The organism is uncultured Dokdonia sp. (genome assembly GCF_947496725.1).
GTDB lineage: Bacteria > Bacteroidota > Bacteroidia > Flavobacteriales > Flavobacteriaceae > Dokdonia.
On sequence record NZ_CANMDS010000003.1, the window covers coordinates 335166 to 354929 of the forward strand.

At 39.5% G+C, this 19764-nt stretch carries 16 protein-coding genes; all 16 read left to right on the top strand.

Features of this window, described 5'->3' with window-relative positions; all coding sequences use genetic code 11:
* The first annotated feature begins 57 nt into the window (after positions 1 to 57).
* The 16 genes from mnmE to Q0948_RS08465 all read left to right on the top strand — a co-directional run bounded on the left by mnmE (position 58) and on the right by Q0948_RS08465 (position 19751).
* Positions 58 to 1446 carry a tRNA uridine-5-carboxymethylaminomethyl(34) synthesis GTPase MnmE gene (mnmE, locus tag Q0948_RS08390; protein WP_298350600.1) on the top strand — a complete coding sequence of 463 codons (1389 nt, stop codon included), beginning with the start codon at positions 58 to 60 and terminating at the stop codon, positions 1444 to 1446.
* 171 nt (positions 1447 to 1617) lie between these two features.
* Entirely contained in the window at positions 1618 to 2781 is a 1164-nt protein-coding gene (locus Q0948_RS08395; RefSeq protein ID WP_298350599.1) for a site-specific integrase, read from the top strand.
* A gap of 262 nt (positions 2782 to 3043) precedes the next feature.
* Positions 3044 to 3325 carry a helix-turn-helix domain-containing protein gene (locus Q0948_RS08400; protein ID WP_298350597.1) on the top strand — a complete coding sequence of 94 codons (282 nt, stop codon included), beginning with the start codon at positions 3044 to 3046 and terminating at the stop codon, positions 3323 to 3325.
* Between the two features lie 201 nt (positions 3326 to 3526).
* Complete coding sequence (locus Q0948_RS08405; RefSeq protein WP_298350595.1) at positions 3527 to 4429, top strand: hypothetical protein; 903 nt, start codon at positions 3527 to 3529, stop codon at positions 4427 to 4429.
* A 3-nt stretch (positions 4430 to 4432) separates the two neighbouring features.
* Entirely contained in the window at positions 4433 to 5209 is a 777-nt protein-coding gene (locus Q0948_RS08410) for a hypothetical protein (RefSeq protein ID WP_298350593.1), read from the top strand.
* A gap of 7 nt (positions 5210 to 5216) precedes the next feature.
* On the top strand, positions 5217 to 5927 hold the full coding sequence (locus Q0948_RS08415) for a hypothetical protein (protein ID WP_298350590.1): 711 nt from the start codon (positions 5217 to 5219) through the stop codon (positions 5925 to 5927).
* 11 nt (positions 5928 to 5938) lie between these two features.
* Positions 5939 to 7051, top strand: a complete 1113-nt coding sequence (locus tag Q0948_RS08420; protein ID WP_298350588.1) for a DUF4238 domain-containing protein — start codon at positions 5939 to 5941, stop codon at positions 7049 to 7051.
* A gap of 80 nt (positions 7052 to 7131) precedes the next feature.
* The gene (locus Q0948_RS08425; protein ID WP_298350586.1) at positions 7132 to 7551 is read left to right on the top strand and encodes a hypothetical protein; all 420 of its coding nucleotides are present in this window, start codon (positions 7132 to 7134) and stop codon (positions 7549 to 7551) included.
* A gap of 108 nt (positions 7552 to 7659) precedes the next feature.
* On the top strand, positions 7660 to 11412 hold the full coding sequence (locus Q0948_RS08430; RefSeq protein WP_298350584.1) for an efflux RND transporter permease subunit: 3753 nt from the start codon (positions 7660 to 7662) through the stop codon (positions 11410 to 11412).
* Positions 11409 to 12626: a TolC family protein gene (locus Q0948_RS08435; RefSeq protein ID WP_298350582.1), complete on the top strand. Its 1218-nt coding sequence runs from the start codon at positions 11409 to 11411 to the stop codon at positions 12624 to 12626. The genes Q0948_RS08430 and Q0948_RS08435 overlap by 4 nt, the downstream gene beginning before the upstream one ends.
* A gap of 2 nt (positions 12627 to 12628) precedes the next feature.
* On the top strand, positions 12629 to 13195 hold the full coding sequence (locus Q0948_RS08440) for an AraC family transcriptional regulator (protein WP_298350580.1): 567 nt from the start codon (positions 12629 to 12631) through the stop codon (positions 13193 to 13195).
* 70 nt (positions 13196 to 13265) lie between these two features.
* On the top strand, positions 13266 to 15695 hold the full coding sequence (locus Q0948_RS08445; protein WP_298350578.1) for a multicopper oxidase domain-containing protein: 2430 nt from the start codon (positions 13266 to 13268) through the stop codon (positions 15693 to 15695).
* 131 nt (positions 15696 to 15826) lie between these two features.
* Complete coding sequence (locus Q0948_RS08450; protein WP_363317814.1) at positions 15827 to 16051, top strand: four-helix bundle copper-binding protein; 225 nt, start codon at positions 15827 to 15829, stop codon at positions 16049 to 16051.
* 75 nt (positions 16052 to 16126) lie between these two features.
* Entirely contained in the window at positions 16127 to 16717 is a 591-nt protein-coding gene (locus Q0948_RS08455; protein WP_298350574.1) for a DUF3347 domain-containing protein, read from the top strand.
* Positions 16718 to 17167, top strand: a complete 450-nt coding sequence (locus Q0948_RS08460; protein ID WP_298350572.1) for a heme-binding domain-containing protein — start codon at positions 16718 to 16720, stop codon at positions 17165 to 17167.
* Positions 17168 to 17249: 82 nt separating this feature from the next.
* Entirely contained in the window at positions 17250 to 19751 is a 2502-nt protein-coding gene (locus tag Q0948_RS08465; protein ID WP_298350570.1) for a heavy metal translocating P-type ATPase, read from the top strand.
* The last annotated feature ends 13 nt before the right edge of the window (positions 19752 to 19764 follow it).

A 19764-nucleotide genomic window follows, 5' to 3' on the forward strand; every position in this document is an offset into this window, starting at 1 on the left:
TAACATATACGTCTACGCTTACGCGAAAATGTTACACGTTTGTTTAATTTTGCAGTGATGAATATACAAGACACCATAGTTGCCCTCGCCAGTCCTGCAGGAGCTGGAGCCATTGCCGTGATACGCGTTTCTGGTCCAGAAGCACTTGCCATATGCTCACCCATTTTTAAATCTGTAAGCGGCAAAGTACTTGCAAATCAAAAAACCCACACCATACACCTAGGGCATATTATGGACGGGCAGCGCACCATAGACGAGGTACTTGTATCCCTCTTTAAGGGCACAAACTCTTATACTGGAGAACCCACAGTAGAGATCTCTTGTCACGGCTCAAGCTATATACAGCAAGAGATTATACAGCTCTTACTGCGCTCTGGCTGTAGAGCAGCAAAGGCTGGAGAGTTTACCCTGCGCTCCTTTATAAACGGTAAGATGGACTTGAGCCAGGCAGAAGCCGTGGCAGATCTTATTGCAAGTGATAATGAGGCAGCACACCAGATAGCAATGCAGCAAATGCGTGGTGGCTTCTCTAACGAGATTGCACAACTGCGACAAGAGCTACTCAACTTTGCCTCACTTATAGAACTAGAACTAGACTTCTCTGAAGAAGATGTAGAGTTTGCAGATCGTACCCAGTTTAAAGACCTCATAGCCCGTATTACAAAAGTACTCAAGCGCCTTATAGACTCCTTTGCCACCGGTAACGTTATAAAAAACGGTATACCTGTAGCCATTGTAGGAGAACCTAATGTGGGCAAGTCTACCCTGCTCAATGCCTTGCTTAATGAGGAGCGTGCCATCGTGTCTGACATAGCGGGTACCACCAGAGACACTATAGAAGACGAGCTATCTATAGGCGGGATAGGCTTTAGATTTATAGATACAGCAGGGATACGTGAGACCCAAGACGTGATAGAAGGTCTTGGGATTAAAAAGACTTTTGAAAAGATAAAACAAGCACAAGTAGTTGTATTACTACACACCGCTAGCGAAGTCATACACCAGACAGCCAGCGTAAAACTTGAGATAGAAAAAATTAAAAATCAATTCCCACTCAAGCCACTACTTGTTGTGGCCAATAAAATAGATGCCCTATCTCCTACAGAACTCAATGAGATAGCGACAAAAATAGACAACCTACACCTACTCTCTGCCAAAGAAAACGAAGGTGTAGACGCTCTTAAAAACAAACTCTTAGACTTTGTAAACACAGGCGCCCTGCGCAATGACGAGACCATAGTTACAAACTCACGTCACTATGATGCCCTCCTCAAAGCCCTAGAAGAAATAGAAAAAGTACAGTATGGTCTTGACACCGGCCTCTCTGGCGACCTTATGGCGATAGATATACGTGAGGCGCTCTACCACTTTGGGGAGATTACTGGCCAGGTGACTAACGATGAGCTACTGGGCAACATCTTTGCAAACTTTTGTATTGGGAAATAGTTGCTAATATTATTTGATTTCAATTGGGTTTAATTGCCTGTAAATCAAATGACTGTTAATAACTCTCGAAGTTTTACTTTCTCTTGGTTATCCGATTTTCATACTTTTATTACATCTAATTTACACCTCGAAATTATTTTTTACACCTGAGGTGTAAAAATTACACCTGTTATGAAAATCCATCTAAGAAAGAAGAAATTAAAAAGTGGAAAAACGAGCCTCTATATCGAATACTATAAAGGTCATAAAACTACTACCGAGGGAAAGATAAAGCATATCCGAGAATTTGAGTACTTAGAGCTTTATCTTATTACTATTCCTAATACAGCTTCTGAAAGAAAGAAAAACAAAGAACAGCTTGAGTTGGCACAACAAATATTAGCTATCCGTAAAGCCGAAGTCTATCAGGGTAAATATAAAATTCAGAATAATTCAAGAGGAAGGACAAGTTTTATAGAGTTCTACAATCTTAAAAAGGAAGAACGTTATCAAACAAAGGGTAACTACGATAATTGGGATGCAGCACAGAAACACATCGAAAGATATTGCCCTTACACCACTACCTTTAATGATATTAATATTGATTTTATAAAAGGGTTTAAAAAACACCTTGATACTGTTGCCGTAACTAAGAGCGAGAAAAACTTATCTCAAAATACGAAGCATACCTATTTCAATAAATTTAAGGCTTGTATGCGAGCTGCATTTGAAGAAGGCTATTTGAAAGAAAATATTATTGTTAAAGTTAAAGGGTTTGCAATGGGTGAATCCAAAAGAGAATATCTAACTTCAGATGAATTAAAAAGCCTTGCAAAAACACCTTGCAAGATTAAAGTTTTCAAACAAGCCTTTCTATTTTCTGCATTAACAGGCATAAGATGGTCGGATATTCATAAGCTAACGTGGTCTGAAGTTAGGGACGAAGGAATTGACAATTCTGGTAATGAAATTTTCCGTATAGTCTTTAAACAGAAAAAGACCGAGGGTATGGAATATCTATATATCTCTAAACAAGCCAGAGAATTGTTAGGCGAACGTTCTGACCCAAAAGATAGGGTTTTCACTAACTTGCGTTATAGTGCGCATATGAATCTTCAACTACTGCGATGGTGTATGTTTGCTGGTATAACCAAGCATATTACTTTTCATTCTGCTCGCCACACTAACGCAGTATTATTACTCGAAAATGGGGCGGACATCTATACAGTCTCAAAACGCTTAGGGCATAAGGAAATAAGGACTACTGAAATCTATGCCAAAATAATTGACAAGAAAATGAAAGAAGCGGCAAATTTAGTCCCGACGTTGGAATTAAACATTTTAGAAACTGCTTAATTGTTAATAACTCAGAATCTTGGGTTTCCAGCTCAAATATATATAATGTCAAGTTGAACTATTTATGATTCAATTTTATAATGGCAATAAAATTTAAACTCATTTAATCGTAAATGAAGTTAAGTATCTGTACTTGTGATTATTGTGAATAAGTAACAATACTTTCAATCTTATTTTAGACTCGTTATTTATACCTTTAATTCAAGAATTATACTGAGAAAAATATATACTCTATAGAGTTTTCCACAGCGAAAAAATTAGGATGGAAAGTATCACAATTCAAGAAAAACTCGATAGAATCGAGAGCTTACTATTAGGTAGAAAACAGGTACTTACTTTGGAAGAGGCTTGTAATTACACGGGTATTTCTCGAAGTTATTTGTACAAGTTAACCTCGGCTGGAATCGTTCCTCACAGCAAACCAAATGGTAAATTGATATTTTTTGATATCAATCGTCTAAATGAATGGCTGCTTCAAAATAATCGTAAATCGAAGGCTGAAATCAAAGACGAGGCTTTGGATTACGTATTAAAAAAAGGATAGGTCCTTCCAGAAAAACAGCTATCGATTAAGTCCATAAATTACTTCCATATAAACGAATTTCATCCATAAAGATGCTGATGATGCATTGGATAGCGTGGTCAATTTTTAGATAAAAGTTGACCCGCTGTGAACATCTTCCTTAATAATTTTAACATTTTAGATTTTCATTCTTATACCTTTACGACCTAATATTTTAGGTGTATGGTTTTAAAGGTCGAATGGATAGATTTCCAAAATAAAATCGAAGAATACGAGGTTGAAGGTGAAGCTTTGATTGATAAATATAAATCTTCAAGAACTGAAGAAGATTTAGAAAGCCTAAAGGAAGAAAAGCAACATTGGGAAAGCGAAGTAATTGACTACGTAAAAACTTCCTTTGAACCTGAACACACAAACTTTAGATATGAATTCAAAGCCCAGCGAGGTTATAATACTGGTTTCAAATTAGGTGTTGACCAAAGGATTAAAAACATAATTCAAGCCCTTAAGGATGAAATTAATGGTCTTGACTATTATCTAAAAATGCTATTCATTTCTGATGCTATTGTCCGACCAGATGAAATTAATTTAAACGAACGTCAAAATCTGGACACCGAAGGTGTGCTCGACCTTATTCTTTCAAAACTTTACGACCTCTATAAAGATGGAAAATACCATTCCATCAAATGGATTCTTGAAGGTAATGGTGTAAAATTGAATCACGGCGAAGATTGGGACTATGGAAGGATGCTTGAAAATCAAGGTTTAATTGATTCAATGAATGGTCGGGAAGTGAACGCTAAGCTGAAGCTGGAAGGCAAGTATACCATAGAGCAGGCAAGAAAAGCGCGAGTAACAGACTACACGAAAATTAGTAGTTCTGATGAAGAGTTGAAAGAACTTATAAAAGGTGTCCTAACAGAAGTCGAAAAATTGGGAATTGGTCAGCAAATCATCTTTGATGAATTTGATGAGCTACGAGATGATATTCCCAAACTCAGTAAGAAATCTTTCGGGCAATTATTGAAGACCAAGCTGTATGATTTAGTAACTGCCAAGGCTTTTGACAAAGCAATTGCCAGCGATATCTTTAAACAATTTACTGACCAAATATTACCATTTTAATTTATGAAAATACTGGCGAGACTTAAAGAAACAATTAAGGCCTTCTTTCAAAAAGAACCACCACCAGAATACGAGGTTACACAGCTTGTTATTTCAAATAGACAACCTATAACGGGTGCATCAAAAATTTCATTTTTTGTAAATAACCCCGAACCAGATGCAAGTGTGACCAGAACTTTTGAAAATGAAGACGATGTAATTAATTGGTTAATGAGCAATACCGATTTTAAACATATGCTATTCAAGAATCTATTTTCAACAACCTCTATCATCCATCATAGTGGCGTGAAAGAACCAATAACAGAACCTAAAAAGAAACCTGGCGATATTGATATACTTCTTTACAAAGAAGGCGACGAAAACAATGCAGTTGGTATAGAGTGTAAAATAGTAAAATCAGAATCCTTAGAAAATCAATCGCCAAAAATCAATAAGATTACAAGCGTTCAGAAAAAGGGAACAAAGCAAGCAGATGGCTACGTTAAAATAGGGTTTAGCAGAGTCTTTCTTATGGTCATATTGCTGGACGATGGCAGACACTTTAAAAATCCAAATTTCGTCTTTAGAACAACACCAACCGAAGAATTGAAAGAGCTGTATGACTTTGACTGGAACACAAAAATGAATAAGGAAGTTGGAATAATCTATACCTATGTCAATCAACTTACATCAAACCATATTAACCAGACGAAAGGCCTGGGTATAAGGGTTGAACGAGAAGCAAAAGAAAGAATTCAAGATATAGGGTTAACTGAAAAAATTAAAAATCTTAACTACTAAGTATTAGTTGAAGAAAGAAGGGATTTGCAGAATCTGCGGTAAGTATGGAAAATTGACGTTCGAGCACGTTCCGCCACAAAGTGCCTTCAATTCTAACCCTGTATTCTTTCAAAAGTCTGTCCATCTTCACGATAAAAAAAGTTATTTGTACGGTAAAAAAATACGTAGTAATCAAGGTGCCGGCGGTTATTACTTATGTAAATCTTGTAATAATCTTACGGGTAGTTACTATGGGGAAAGCTACAAGAAGTTCGCTTATATAGGAATGATGGCATTGACCAACAGAATTTGGGCATCAAAAATTATAACCTTTGAATATGCCATACAGCCCTTAAATATTATTAAACAGATATTAGCAATGTTTATGGCCATAGATACAAGCGACCAACTTTTAAATTTAGAGGGTCTTGCGAATTTTATTTTAGATAAAGATTCAAAGGACTTGCCAGTTGACTTAAGAGTTTTTGTGTACCACACCGTTACAAAACAAGTAAGAAATGGTTGGGGAATGGCAAGAACAGAAAAAGGATATCATCATCTTGGCGAAATCACTTTCCCGCCGTTTGGTGTTGTCTATGCTTTAAATTCTAAACCAACTCGAAACGATTTTTATGAAATAACAAATTTTAAAGATTTCAAATTTAACCAAACCGTACAGGCGAGATTGTCAGTTCCATTTCTCACACCGAAGACTTATATTCCTGGACTATACAATTAGATATTTACAATATGGCAAAAAACGAACCCATCAAACAACACTACATACCACGTTCCTACTTGAAAAACTTTGGTATCGAAGCCAAAAAGGGAAACTATTTAGTAGATGCCTATAGACTGGAAGACGATTTACTTCTCGAAAAGATTAGCACAAAAAGTATCTGCTTCAAAAAAAATCTTTACACAATTCCGAATGCTGAAATTGATAGGAAATATGATTTAGAACACCATTACGCCGAACACGTAGATTCAGAATTCCCTAAAATATACAAATTACTTGTCGATGAGAGTGTGAAGGTATTGACCCCTGAGCAAAAGAGACAGGTATTATACGTCTGTCTTTCTCTTTATTTTAGAACACCAAGATTTCTTAATCATCAAAATGCCTTTACAGACCAAATTTTAGATAGAATGCTTTTGTACGCTGACGAGAATGGCGATGTGAAATTTACGTTTGAAGAAGAAAGGCACGAGTTCAATATAAAGGATATTGATAAAGTTAGACACGAATTTAAAGAACGAAACAGGGTAAAATTCTTAGTGCAACATTTGGAAAAATGGAAAGAATTTGTGGACTTCAAATATGACTGTACAATAAACGTCCACCGAATCAATGATAAAAATGCACCATTGATTACCTGTGATAATCCAGTTTCTATACGTGGCATAAAATCAACGCGATTTGAGGGCCTCTTTAATCCTGACTCTGTAATAACTTTACCCTTGGATACTCAATATTATTTGGAAATCTTCCCAAACAATATTGCTGATGGTCAAACCATAATTCATAGAATGGTTCACGATAGGGATTACGTTTTTACTACCAATGCTATTATTCAAAATAATGCTGAAAAACTGATAATTGGAAAACCGGGAACAATAGAAAAACATTTCGAAATTCAATCAAGTTATGAGGAATCTGAAAATGGCGAACAATTTGTTGAGAAGGCAAAATTCAAGTTAGAAGAATTTCAAAAGTTTCATCAACTTTGTGAAAAGACAGGATTAACTTCAAAAGAAACCATTGGTCAACTTAAGAAGATGCTGAACCATCAACATTTTAAAGATGAGGGTCATCTCATAAAAATGAAAAGACTTTTAATTGCAACTGGACATTGGAAATAAATGCTTCTGTGAACATTTTCAACAAATTAAATTTGTGTTAATCCCAATAAAAACTGTTAAAATTTTGTAATTTTGCAACAATGAAGCAAGTGTTCCATAAAATATTATCCATTTCGATGGCTTTCGTAGTGATGTTCTCTACAATGTCATTTACTGTGGATATGCACTATTGTGGGGAAAACTTGGTCGATTTCAGTTTATTTTCAAAAGCTGAAGGTTGCGGAATGGAAAAAGCGCAACCCGTAAAAAGTTGTGAGAGTCCTAAAATGACTGAAAAGTCTTGTTGTACTGACGAGCAAATTGTCAAGGAAGGCAAGGAAGACCTCAAAATTTCATTTGACACCCTTTCATTCGAGCAGCAAACATTCATCGCTGCTTTTACCTATTCTTATATTAACCTTTTTGAAGGAACCGAATCTGAAGAAGTTCCTTTTGAAGATTACCCACGACCCTTTGTCAAACGGGATGTGCAAGTGCTGCACCAGACTTTCTTAATTTGATTTGTTAGATTTTTAGAATGAAGCCCAACAGCTATGCTGTCGTGGGCTAAAACTCGTGTTTGCCATTTTTTGCAACACGCAATTCCAATTATCTAATAATCAAATGCTATGCTGAATAAGAGCATTAAATTTCTCATAGAAAACAAACTTGTTGCCGTTCTACTACTCGCCCTATTTGTGGGTTGGGGCGTGGTTAATGCGCCTTTTAATTGGGAAACTGGCTTTCTGCCCACAGACCCAGTTGCCGTAGATGCCATACCTGATATTGGCGAGAACCAGCAGATTGTTTTTACCAAGTGGCAAGGGCGTTCGCCACAGGATATTGAAGACCAAATCACATATCCGCTTACCACTTCCCTTCTCGGTATTCCGGGCGTGAAAACCATTCGTAGTTCTTCTATGTTTGGATTTTCCAGCATCTACATCATCTTTGAAGAAGACATTGAGTTCTATTGGTCACGCAGTCGCATACTGGAAAAACTGAACTCACTTCCTGCAAACCTTTTGCCCGATGGTGTCAACCCATCTTTAGGTCCAGATGCCACAGGTTTGGGACAGATATTTTGGTACACGTTGGAAGGTCGTGATAAAGACGGAAACGTGACTGGCGGTTGGGATTTACAGGAATTGCGTAGCATACAGGATTATTATGTAAAGTACGGGCTATCCTCTGCAAGTGGTGTTTCTGAAGTGGCTTCCATAGGTGGTTATGTTCAGGAATATCAAGTCGATATCGACCCAGAAAAAATGCGCCAGTACAATGTAAGTATGGGCGATGTGGTCAAAGCCGTAAAGCAGAGCAATCAAGATATAGGCGCACAAACACTCGAAATCAATCAAGCCGAATATCTCGTGCGCGGATTAGGTTACGTAAAGTCTATCGCAGATATTGAAAGTGCTGTTGTAGATTCTGAAAATTTCACTTCCATCCGCATTAAAGACGTGGCAAACGTTCATTTGGGACCTGCTGCAAGACGTGGTATTCTCGATAAGGAAGGTGCAGAAGTCGTAGGTGGTGTTGTAGTCGCTCGCTATGGTGCAAATCCGCTGGAAGTTATCAATAATGTGAAGGCACAAATTGCCGAAATAAGTTCTGGACTTCCTACAAAAACCTTGGCAGATGGTCGCACTTCGCAAGTTACCATCGTACCATTTTACGACCGTACCGAACTCATTGAAGAAACGTTGGACACGCTCAACGAAGCACTCACGCTGGAAATTCTCATAACCATTCTTGTCATTATCATAATGGTATTCAACCTGCGTGCATCTATCCTTATTTCAGGATTGTTGCCCGTGGCCGTTTTGATGGTTTTTATCACGATGAAACTCTTTAATGTAGATGCAAACATCGTTGCCCTTTCAGGTATCGCCATTGCCATCGGCACAATGGTGGACGTGGGCGTCATACTCGCCGAAAATATGATTCGGCATTTGGAAGATGAAAAATTACGCCTTAATGAAAACGGTAAGGAATACAGTACAAACGAAATCATCTACAACGCAACTGCCGAAGTTTCTGGTGCTATCCTAACCGCAGTTTTAACAACAATAATCAGTTTCCTGCCCGTATTCACGATGATTGGTGCCGAAGGAAAACTATTCCGTCCGCTTGCCTTTACCAAAACAATGGCACTTACGGCATCGCTTATCATTGCGCTGTTTATCATTCCACCCATCGCGGCTTTCCTATTCCGCAAGACGAGTGTACGAGAACGCACCCAATATGCTATTAATGGTGCACTTGTTTTATTGGGGATTCTCGCTATCGTTTACGGCTATTGGCTGGGACTTATTCTTATTGCGTTCGCCATAACTTCCTTTTTAAAGATGCGTGGCACGCTTTCGCGAAAGCGTAAAAATCTACTTGATATCATCATTTCATCGGTTGCCATCGTCTTCTTGCTCGCTACGTATTGGCGACCGTTGGGCTTTGACCGAAGCATCGTGATGAACCTGATATTTGTTTCCATTATCTGTTTTGGACTGCTCGGTGTATTCTCAATTTTCAGGATATACTACGAGCGTATTTTGCGATGGGCACTTCAAAACCGATATCTATTCTTAATCGTTCCCGCTACGGTGCTCACGCTCGGTATTCTCATAATGCGAAATACGGGCAAAGAGTTTATGCCAGCGCTCAATGAAGGCTCGTTCCTGCTGATGCCTACATCCTTGCCACACGCAGGTGTTGAAGAAAACAAGCGTGTACTACAACAGCTCGATATGGCTGTGGCAAGTATTCCTGAAATTGAAACCGTAGTGGGAAAAGCTGGAAGAACAGAAAGTGCTCTTGACCCAGCACCACTCTCAATGTACGAAAACGTCATTCAGTATAAATCTGAATATATGCGGAATGCATCTGGCAAACGACAACGCTATAAGGTTAATGACGATGGATTGTTTGTGCTGAAGAACGACAAATTCATCATCAACCCAAATAATGAGATAGATGAAGATGTGAACTATGAAAAAGCTTCGCTCAAGACTACTGCCACACGCAATGATTTGATTGAAGATGAAGATGGCGAATACTACCGAAACTGGCGACCAGACATCGAAAGTCCAGATGATATTTGGAACGAGATTGTACGAGTAACAAAGTTGCCAGGCGTGACATCCGCACCCAAGTTACAACCCATCGAAACCCGATTGGTAATGCTACAAACGGGAATGAGGGCACCAATGGGCATCAAGGTAAAAGGTCCCGACTTAAAATCGATTGAAAACTTTGGACTGCAATTGGAAGACATTCTAAAAAAAGCCGAAGGCGTTAAAGAACAAGCCGTGTTTGCAGACCGAATCGTGGGCAAACCATACTTGCTCATCGATATCAAAAGAGACCAATTGGCACGCTATGGCATATCCATAATGGATGTGCAGGAAATTCTTCAAGTGGCTGTGGGTGGTATGCCACTCACGCAAACTGTGGAAGGTCGTGAGCGTTATGCCGTGCGTGTTCGTTATCCACGAGAGTTACGAGCAAACCCAGACGACCTTAAAAATATCTACGTTCCCGTAGAAAAAGGCAGTCCTGTACCGCTGGGCGAACTGGTAGAGATACGCTACGAACAAGGACCACAAGTCATTAAAAGCGAAGACACTTTTCTAATCGGCTATGTGCTGTTTGATAAACTCGATGGCTTTGCAGAAGTAGATGTGGTGGAAAATGCCCAAGCCTTAATCCAAGATAACATAGACAACGGTACGCTGGTCGTGCCAAAAGGTGTGAGTTATCGTTTTACCGGAACTTATGAAAATCAGTTGCGAGCAGAAAAAACCTTATCGTTTGTCGTACCACTTTGTTTGCTCGTTATTTTCTTGATTTTGTATTTCCAATTCAGGTCGGTTTCTACATCGCTTATGGTGTTTACCGCCATTGCCGTAGCCTTTGCAGGTGGCTTCATAATGATTTGGTTGTACGGGCAAGATTGGTTTTTCAATTTTAGCTTTTTTGGCGAGAACCTACGGGATTTGTTCAATATGAAAACCATCAATTTAAGTGTGGCCGTTTGGGTAGGATTTATTGCCCTTTTCGGTATTGCAACGGATGATGGTGTGGTAATGGCCACCTATTTAGACCAATCCTTCAAAAGCAATAACCCAGACACTCAAAAAGGTATAAGGCTCGCCACTTTGGAAGCGGCTGGAAAACGCATTCGTCCGTGTTTGATGACAACCGTAACCACAGTTTTGGCACTACTACCAGTACTCACATCCACAGGAAAGGGAAGTGATATAATGATACCGATGGCGATACCCATTTTTGGCGGAATGATAATCGACGTAACGTCCTATTTCCTACTGCCAGTCCTATACAGCTGGAAAAAGGAATACCAACTTAAAAAAGCAAACAGATGAAGAAATTAAAATATATACTGGTGTTTTTGTTTGTTTCCGCTTTCGCGAAAGCGCAACAATTACAATCCTACATTCAGGAAGCCGAAGCCAACAATCCAGAAATTCAAGCCTTTGAATTGCGATACAACATCGCCGAAGAAAAGGTAAACGAAGCCAACTGGATTCCCAATACCGAAGTAAGTGCCGGCTATTTTGTGAGCGAGCCAGAAACCAGAGTCGGTGCGCAACGAGCACGAATCGGCGTAAAACAAATGTTGCCGTGGTTCGGCACTATCACGGCTCGTGAAAATTACGCAACCGCAATGGCAGATGCCGAATATGTGGAAATCACAATAGCAAAACGCAAACTCGCACTTTCGGTCGCACAATCCTATTATCGTTTGTATTCCATACGTGCCAAGCAAGCCGTACTGGATGAAAACATACAACTACTGGAAACCTATGAGCGACTTGCGCTTACATCCGTAGAAGTGGGCAAAGCGAGCGCCGTTGACGTATTGCGACTTCAGATAAGACAGAACGAGTTACAGCAACAAAAAGAAGTGCTGGAAGAAGAATTTACAGCAGAACAAACGGCTTTCAACAATTTGCTCAACCGCGAATCAATGATGACTGTTGACGTAGTTCCAGAAATGGAAATTCCGAAAGAAGACCCATTTTATGATAATGAGGCGCTGGCGCTCAATCCCGAACTGCTCAAATACGACAAGCTCTATGAATCGGTAGCACAATCTGAACTGCTTAACCAGCGTGAGAGCTTGCCTATGATTGGTTTTGGTGTAGACTACTTGCCTGTAACTGAACGTAGCGACGTCAACTTCAGCGATAATGGGAAAGACGTTCTGATGCCTATGGTATCGGTTTCCATCCCCATTTTCAACAACCGTTACAAATCTATTTCAAGGCAAAATGAGTTGAGACAGCAAGAAATAGAAACACAACGGGAACAACGATTAAATGTGTTGGAATCCGCTTTCGCGAAAGCGCAATCACAACGCAACCAAGCACGCATCGCTTACAATACACAATCCCGAAACCTAAAGCAAGCGCAAGATGCCGAAGAAATTCTGGTCAAAAATTACGAGACAGGCACAATTGATTTTAACGATGTGCTGGACATTCAGGAATTGCAGTTGAAGTTTCAAATGAATCAAATCGAGTCGGTAAAAGGGTACTATGTGCAATCGGCCATTATTAACTATTTAATCAACTAATTATGGTCAAGGATTTTTACATAAAAAATATGGTTTGTGATAGATGTATCAAGGTCTTAAAGGATGGACTGGATAATCAAAATATCGAACTTTTACAAATCGAATTGGGCCGTATGCGACTCGATATCGAGAGCGACGATGAAATCGAAAAATTAAAAAAACTGCTTGAGAGTAATGGTTTTTCCCTTATTGGCAGTACCGAAGAAAAACTCACAGAGCAAGTCAAGGTAGAACTAATAAAGGCATTGCAAGAATTGCCTTTAGAACTCAATGAGAAATTATCCGTGCATTTAGCAGATACATTGGGCCAAGAATATTCAAAAATCAGTAAGGTATTCTCTTTTACCGAAGGCATTACCATTGAAAAGTATTTCATCAAATTGAAAATTGAAAAGGTTAAAGAATTAATTCAAGGCAAGGAACTCAATTTTACTGAAATGGGACAACTTCTGGGTTACAGCCATATCAATCATTTGAGCGGTCAGTTTAAAAATCAGACGGGAATGAGCCTGACGGCTTATAAATCCCAACAGAAAAATTTTAGGAATTCCTTGGACAAAATTATGTAGATAACAACCATAATTATGACACAAGCTGTTGATTTACAGCGGTAATTTTATCAAAATAAAATTAAATACTATGAAATATAAAATCACATTACTTCTAACGATGCTCATCGCTTTTGGTGCAAAAGCTCAATTGGTAGCGAACGAGACTGAAGAAAATGTTGACAACTGGCCAGAACGTGTTTATGACCTAACCATAGATTATAAAACCGTAAACTTTACGGGTAAGGATGTTAAGGCGATGACCATTAATGGCGGCATACCTGGACCCAATCTTGAGTTCAATGAAGGCGAGTTTGCCATTATAAATGTGACTAATAATATGGATGTGGAAACATCAGTCCATTGGCACGGTTTAATTCTACCAAATTTCTATGATGGTGTTCCATACCTAACGACGCCACCTATTAATCCCGGCGAAACCCAACAGTATAAATTTGCATTAAAACAATCTGGAACGTATTGGTATCACTCGCATACTGGTCTGCAAGAGCAACGTGGTGTATATGGTTCCATCCAAATCAACCCAAAAGAAACTGATTTAGAATATGATAAGGATTTAGTGTTTGTACTATCAGATTGGATAGATGAAAGCCCTAAATCCCAACTTAAAAATCTAAAACGTGGTAACGAATGGTACTTGATTAAAAAAGGACAGGTTCAAAGTCTTGATAAATTAATTGCACAAGGTGCGGTAGGTGCCAAGTTAAAGATGGCTTGGCAGCGTATGCCGGATATGGCAATTTCAGATAATTATTTTGACAAATTTTTTATCAATGGTAGTGCTTCACAGGATTATCCAGATTTTCAGCCTGGCGAACGTGTGAGACTTCGTTTTGTAAACGCAGCCGCAGCGTCTTATTTCTGGCTCACATTTGGTGGCGAAGATCCGATGCTCGTATCTGCCGATGGGCTAGATGTCGTTCCTGTAACGCATAACAAAACCTTGATAGGTGTTGCCGAAACCTATGATTTTATAGTGACGATTCCAGAAAACGGAAAGCTTCAAGTGCGCGCTACCGCACAGGATGGTTCTGGCGAAGCTTCAGCATTTATAGGTACTGGAAATGTATTGGAAGCACCTGTAGTTCCAGAGCCCAATCTTATCAAGAATATGAAGCAAATGATGTCTATGGGAATGAAAATGGGCGCACCTGCTTCAAAATTCAACCCATCAAAAAACGATTCCATTCAAGTAATGGAAAAGTATAAGATGGATATGGGCGGTATGCAAATGAATGGTATGTCTATGAAAGATGAAAAGATGGAAATGAACGGAATGGCGATGGATTCTACCAAAATGGCTCACACTAAAATGGACCATTCTAAAATGGATATGAAAGACGACAAAATGAAGATGTCCAAGACCGAAATGAAGATGAAAAAAGGTAAAGCAAATATGGAAATGAATGGCGATATGGAAATGGACGGAATGAAGATGGGCTATATGGTACCAAAGGATAAAGTAGTAGGCGATAATATGAAAACGGGCGGTAATCCCGAGTTCAATTACAATTATTTACGGTCGCCTGAAAAGACCGTATTTGAAAACGATAAGCCTGTAAAGGAAATGCTGTTCAACCTTACTGGAAATATGAACCGTTACGTCTGGTCTATCAACGGTGTTCCTCTTTCAGAAACCGATAAAATTAAAATTAAACAAGGCGAAGTCGTGCGTGTTACGCTCAATAATCTCACGATGATGCACCACCCTATGCACTTACACGGCCATTTCTTTAGAGTATTGAATGAGAACGGCGAATATTCGCCACTAAAGCATACAGTAAACGTGGCACCAATGCAGAAAGTTGTATTTGAGTTTGCTGCTGACGAAACCGGTGATTGGTTTTTCCATTGTCACATCCTTTATCATATGATGAGCGGTATGGCAAGAGTTTTTAGTTATGATACACCTCGTGACCAGCGTCTAAATGATTATCCACTTACCAACCTTACTAATGAAGCAGACCACATATTTACTTGGGGCGAAATCACGGCTGCAAGTCATATGACCGAGCTATACGCTACCGCAACAAATATTAGAAATCAATTTGCCTTAAGGGGCGAATATGGCTGGAACAAAAATCTGGAAGCAGAGTTCACATACGAGCGCTATCTCAATGATTACTTCCGTGTATTTGGTGGTGTAAATGTAGAGAATGAAGGCGAAGATAGCCTTGAAGAAATAAACACGACCGCCATCGCTGGTGTACGATGGTTAATGCCATTGCTCATTAATTCAGATTTCAGAATAGATAGCAAACTGCGTCCGCAGGTAAGTTTTAGTACAGGCTTTATGATTTTCCCACGATTGGGGATTTATGGCGAGTATGAATACCAGATGGATTTTGGCTGGGACGGCAAGTTGCCCGAAGGTCAGGACTTTGAAGAAGAAACCACGTGGCAAGTTGGACTGGAATATGTGCTAAGTAGAAACTTCTCATTAATGGGAAGTTATGACAACCGCTTTGGGCCTGGTGGCGGACTGTCATTAAGATTTTAAAAATTAAAACTGAATATTAATAAAAACTATAAACTATGAAAAATTCAAAATTGATTGAAGCTTTAAACAACTGTATCACACATTGTAATTACTGCTCAGATGCTTGTCTAAATGAAGACAACATCAAGATGATGGTTGACTGCATTCGCACGGATAGAGCCTGTGCCGAAGTATGTAGCACGACGGTAAAATTGCTGGCTATGGATTCCGCTTTCGCGAAAGCGATGGTAGAAAAATGCCACGAAATATGTAAGCAATGTGCCGATGAATGTGGCAATCACGACCACCAGCATTGTAAAGATTGTGCAGAAGCCTGTAAAAAATGTGCTGATGCGTGTGAAGCCTATTTGGCATAATCAAAACAACAGATTCCCATTTTTAACGAAATGGGAATCTATTATTCTAAAAAATAACCCTTAAAACCAAAATATATGAAAACAGTAACAAGAACGATAGGAACAATGGCACTTGCTGTGACAATGGTACTAACGGTTTCCTGCAAAGATGGAAACAAGAACGAACCGGCTGCACCTATGAGTAACGAGATGCACCAAGAGTCTATGGATGACAAAGACGATATGGCGATGAGTGACAACCAAGATGCAAAAGCAGAAGCAATCCTAAATGACTATTTAAACTTAAAAGATGCGCTTGTAGGCGATGATAATGGCAAGGCGAAAGAATTGGGAAATGCATTGGCTCAATCTCTTAAATCCTTTGATGCTTCAAACTATTCTGATAATGAAAAATCAGAATTAAATGACATTATCGAAGATGCCACAGAACACGCAGAGCATATTTCAGAAAGTGATATTAAGCACCAGCGTGAGCATTTTAAGATATTAAGTAAGGATGTAACCGATATGGTTGCCATCACAGGTACACAAGCGAAACTATACGAGCAATTTTGCCCTATGTATGATGGTGGAACTGCGTGGTTGAGCAAAGAAGAAAACGTGTTGAATCCTTATTACGGAAGCCAAATGTTGAGATGCGGAAAGGTTCAACGAGAAATCAACTAATTGAAGTTTCTTAAAATCATAGCGTGGATTGCCCTTGTGGCATTGGTAGTGATTCAGTTCTTTCCAGTAACCCTGAACGAGAGCGATACCATACCACAAAGTGATTTTATGTTAGTGAATAAAGTACCTGCAACGATTAAAAATCAGTTGCAGGTTTCCTGCTATGATTGCCATAGCAACAATACAGATTATCCGTCGTACAGCAAGATACAGCCTGCCGCTTGGTTTCTGGAAGACCACATCAAGGAAGGAAAGGATGAACTAAACTTTAATGAATGGGACACCTATTCCAGTCGTAGGAAGAACAGCAAGCTGCGTTCCATTATAAAGCAGATAGAAAGTGGCGAAATGCCTCTGGACAGTTACACACTCATCCACGGTGGTGCACGATTAGATAGTACCGCTGTAAAAGAAATTATAGGCTATATGGAAAGCCTACAAAAAGATTAAGTCCTGATACGGGAAAGTGATTTTTCATTGATGGTTGGTTAGTTAGAACCTTTCTCGTATCAGGCATATTATTGAATAAAAAATGAAACATACATATCACATACAAGGGATGACCTGTAACGGTTGCCGAAATCACGTAGAGCAGACACTTTCTAAAGTCGAAGGTGTAACTAATGCGGTTGTCAATCTCGAAAAGGCCGAAGCGACCATAGAAATGGAATCTCATATTGCCATCGATAAATTTCAAGAAGCGCTGAAAGCTGATGGTGGACGGTATAGCATCCATAAAAATGGGGAACATCATCACATCAACGATAAGAAGAAAGTTGAGAAACCCAAAGAAAAAGGTACAGGAACATTCTATTGCCCGATGCATTGTGAAGGCGACAAGACTTACGATAAGCCTGGCGATTGTCCTGTTTGCGGAATGGATTTGGTTGAAGAAGTTAATCTTTCTGCAACCACATCAGAACAATGGACGTGTCCTATGCACCCAGAAGTCATAAAGGACGAGTCTGGTAGTTGCCCTATATGCGGTATGGATTTAGTACCGATGGAACCTGATTTGTCCGCAGAGGAAAAGAGCTATAAAAAACTACTGAAGAAATTTTGGATTGCCGTAGCCTTTACATTGCCCATTTTTATAATTGCAATGAGCGAGATGATTCCTAAAAATCCTTTGTACGATGTTTTAGAGCTAAAATACTGGAACTGGATTCAGTTTGCACTTTCCATTCCTGTGGTTTTCTATGCCACTTGGATGTTCTTTGAACGTGCCTATCGCAGTATAATAACGTGGAACCTTAATATGTTTACGCTCATCGGCATTGGTGCAGGTGTAGCTTGGCTTTTTAGTGTATTCGGGATGCTCGTTCCCGACTTTTTTCCTGACCAATTTAAGACCGAAGCGGGAACGGTTCACGTTTATTTTGAAGCGGCAACAGTCATTCTAACTTTGGTACTACTTGGTCAAATGCTTGAAGCTCGTGCACATAGCAAGACTAATTCAGCGGTCAAGGAACTTTTAAAATTAGCACCTAATAAGGCTGTAAAGGTCGTAAATGGTGAAGAGCAGGAAGTAGCCATCGATAAAATTGAATTAAATGATATTTTGCGTGTAAAGCCTGGCGATAAAATTCCTGTGGATGGTGTAATAACCGAAGGTGAAACTTCCATCGACGAATCGATGATTACGGGCGAACCTATTCCCGTAAACAAATCAGTAGATGATAAAGTAAGTAGCGGAACAATCAATGGTAACCAATCCTTTTTGATGAAAGCCGAAAAGGTAGGCTCTGATACGCTACTCTCACAGATTATACAGATGGTCAATGATGCCAGTCGTAGCCGTGCGCCAATACAGAAATTAGCAGATACGGTTTCGGGATATTTCGTGCCTGTCGTCGTTATAATCGCTGCCGTAACATTCGGTGTTTGGGCAATTTGGGGGCCAGAACCAGCCTATGTTTATGCCTTGGTCAATGCAATCGCCGTATTGATTATCGCCTGTCCGTGTGCTTTGGGACTTGCCACACCAATGTCTGTAATGGTGGGTGTCGGCAAAGGCGCACAAAATGGTGTGCTCATCAAAAATGCCGAAGCACTTGAAAAAATGGATAAGGTTGATACCTTAATCGTGGATAAAACTGGAACTATTACCGAAGGAAAACCTACAGTTGAAAAAGTGGGTTCTTTTGATGAAAGCTTTCGCGAAAGCGAAGTGCTACAATACATTGTATCCCTTAATAGCCAAAGTGAACATCCTTTGGCGGAAGCAACGGTAAAATATGGAAAAGAACAAAGCGCAGAATTTTTAAAAGCTGATAGTTTTAGTGCGGTTACTGGAAAAGGTGTTGAAGGGAAAGTGAACGGAAAAGAAGTGGCTTTAGGAAATGCCAAAATGATGGAACAGGCGAATGCCACGCTTACCGAAGTGATGGAAAACGAAGCGCAATCCTATCAAAAGCAAGGTAAGACAGTTTCCTATCTCGCCATTGATGGTAAAGTTTCTGGTTACGTGGTCATAGGCGATAAAATCAAGGAAACGAGCGCAAAAGCTATCAAGGATTTGCAGGATAAGGGAATTGCAGTCATTATGCTTACGGGTGATAATCACGACACCGCAAAAGCTGTTGCAGATGAACTGAACCTTGCAGATTTTCAAGCAAGTATGCTACCCGAAGACAAGCTTAAGGAAGTCGAGAAATTACAAGAGCAAGGTAAAGTGGTTGCAATGGCAGGTGATGGTATCAATGACGCACCTGCATTGGCTAAAAGCGATGTAGGTATCGCAATGGGCACGGGAACGGATGTTGCTATCGAGAGTGCTGCCATTACCTTAGTTAAGGGGGATTTGCACGGTATTGTAAAGGCACGTAATCTTAGTCACGTAGTAATGCGCAATATTAAGCAAAATCTCTTTTTTGCACTTATTTATAACACATTAGGAATACCGATTGCGGCAGGACTGCTGTACCCCTTTTTCGGAATACTCTTATCGCCAATGATTGCGGCTTTGGCGATGAGCTTCAGCTCAGTATCAGTAATCGGTAACTCATTACGTCTAAAAGGTAAAAAAATATAATCTAACTAATTGA

Bases quoted from the DNA above. Each gene is read 5' to 3' on its own strand.
- Q0948_RS08430 (WP_298350584.1), top strand. From the start codon at position 7,660: ATGCTGAATAAGAGCATTAAATTTCTCATAGAAAACAAACTTGTTGCC.
- Q0948_RS08395 (WP_298350599.1), top strand. From the start codon at position 1,618: ATGAAAATCCATCTAAGAAAGAAGAAATTAAAAAGTGGAAAAACGAGC.
- Q0948_RS08400 (WP_298350597.1), top strand. From the start codon at position 3,044: ATGGAAAGTATCACAATTCAAGAAAAACTCGATAGAATCGAGAGCTTA.
- Q0948_RS08455 (WP_298350574.1), top strand. From the start codon at position 16,127: ATGAAAACAGTAACAAGAACGATAGGAACAATGGCACTTGCTGTGACA.
- Q0948_RS08445 (WP_298350578.1), top strand. From the start codon at position 13,266: ATGAAATATAAAATCACATTACTTCTAACGATGCTCATCGCTTTTGGT.
- Q0948_RS08425 (WP_298350586.1), top strand. From the start codon at position 7,132: ATGAAGCAAGTGTTCCATAAAATATTATCCATTTCGATGGCTTTCGTA.
- Q0948_RS08440 (WP_298350580.1), top strand. From the start codon at position 12,629: ATGGTCAAGGATTTTTACATAAAAAATATGGTTTGTGATAGATGTATC.
- Q0948_RS08405 (WP_298350595.1), top strand. From the start codon at position 3,527: ATGGTTTTAAAGGTCGAATGGATAGATTTCCAAAATAAAATCGAAGAA.
- Q0948_RS08450 (WP_363317814.1), top strand. From the start codon at position 15,827: ATGGTTGACTGCATTCGCACGGATAGAGCCTGTGCCGAAGTATGTAGC.
- Q0948_RS08420 (WP_298350588.1), top strand. From the start codon at position 5,939: ATGGCAAAAAACGAACCCATCAAACAACACTACATACCACGTTCCTAC.
- Q0948_RS08410 (WP_298350593.1), top strand. From the start codon at position 4,433: ATGAAAATACTGGCGAGACTTAAAGAAACAATTAAGGCCTTCTTTCAA.
- Q0948_RS08435 (WP_298350582.1), top strand. From the start codon at position 11,409: ATGAAGAAATTAAAATATATACTGGTGTTTTTGTTTGTTTCCGCTTTC.
- mnmE (WP_298350600.1), top strand. From the start codon at position 58: ATGAATATACAAGACACCATAGTTGCCCTCGCCAGTCCTGCAGGAGCT.
- Q0948_RS08465 (WP_298350570.1), top strand. From the start codon at position 17,250: ATGAAACATACATATCACATACAAGGGATGACCTGTAACGGTTGCCGA.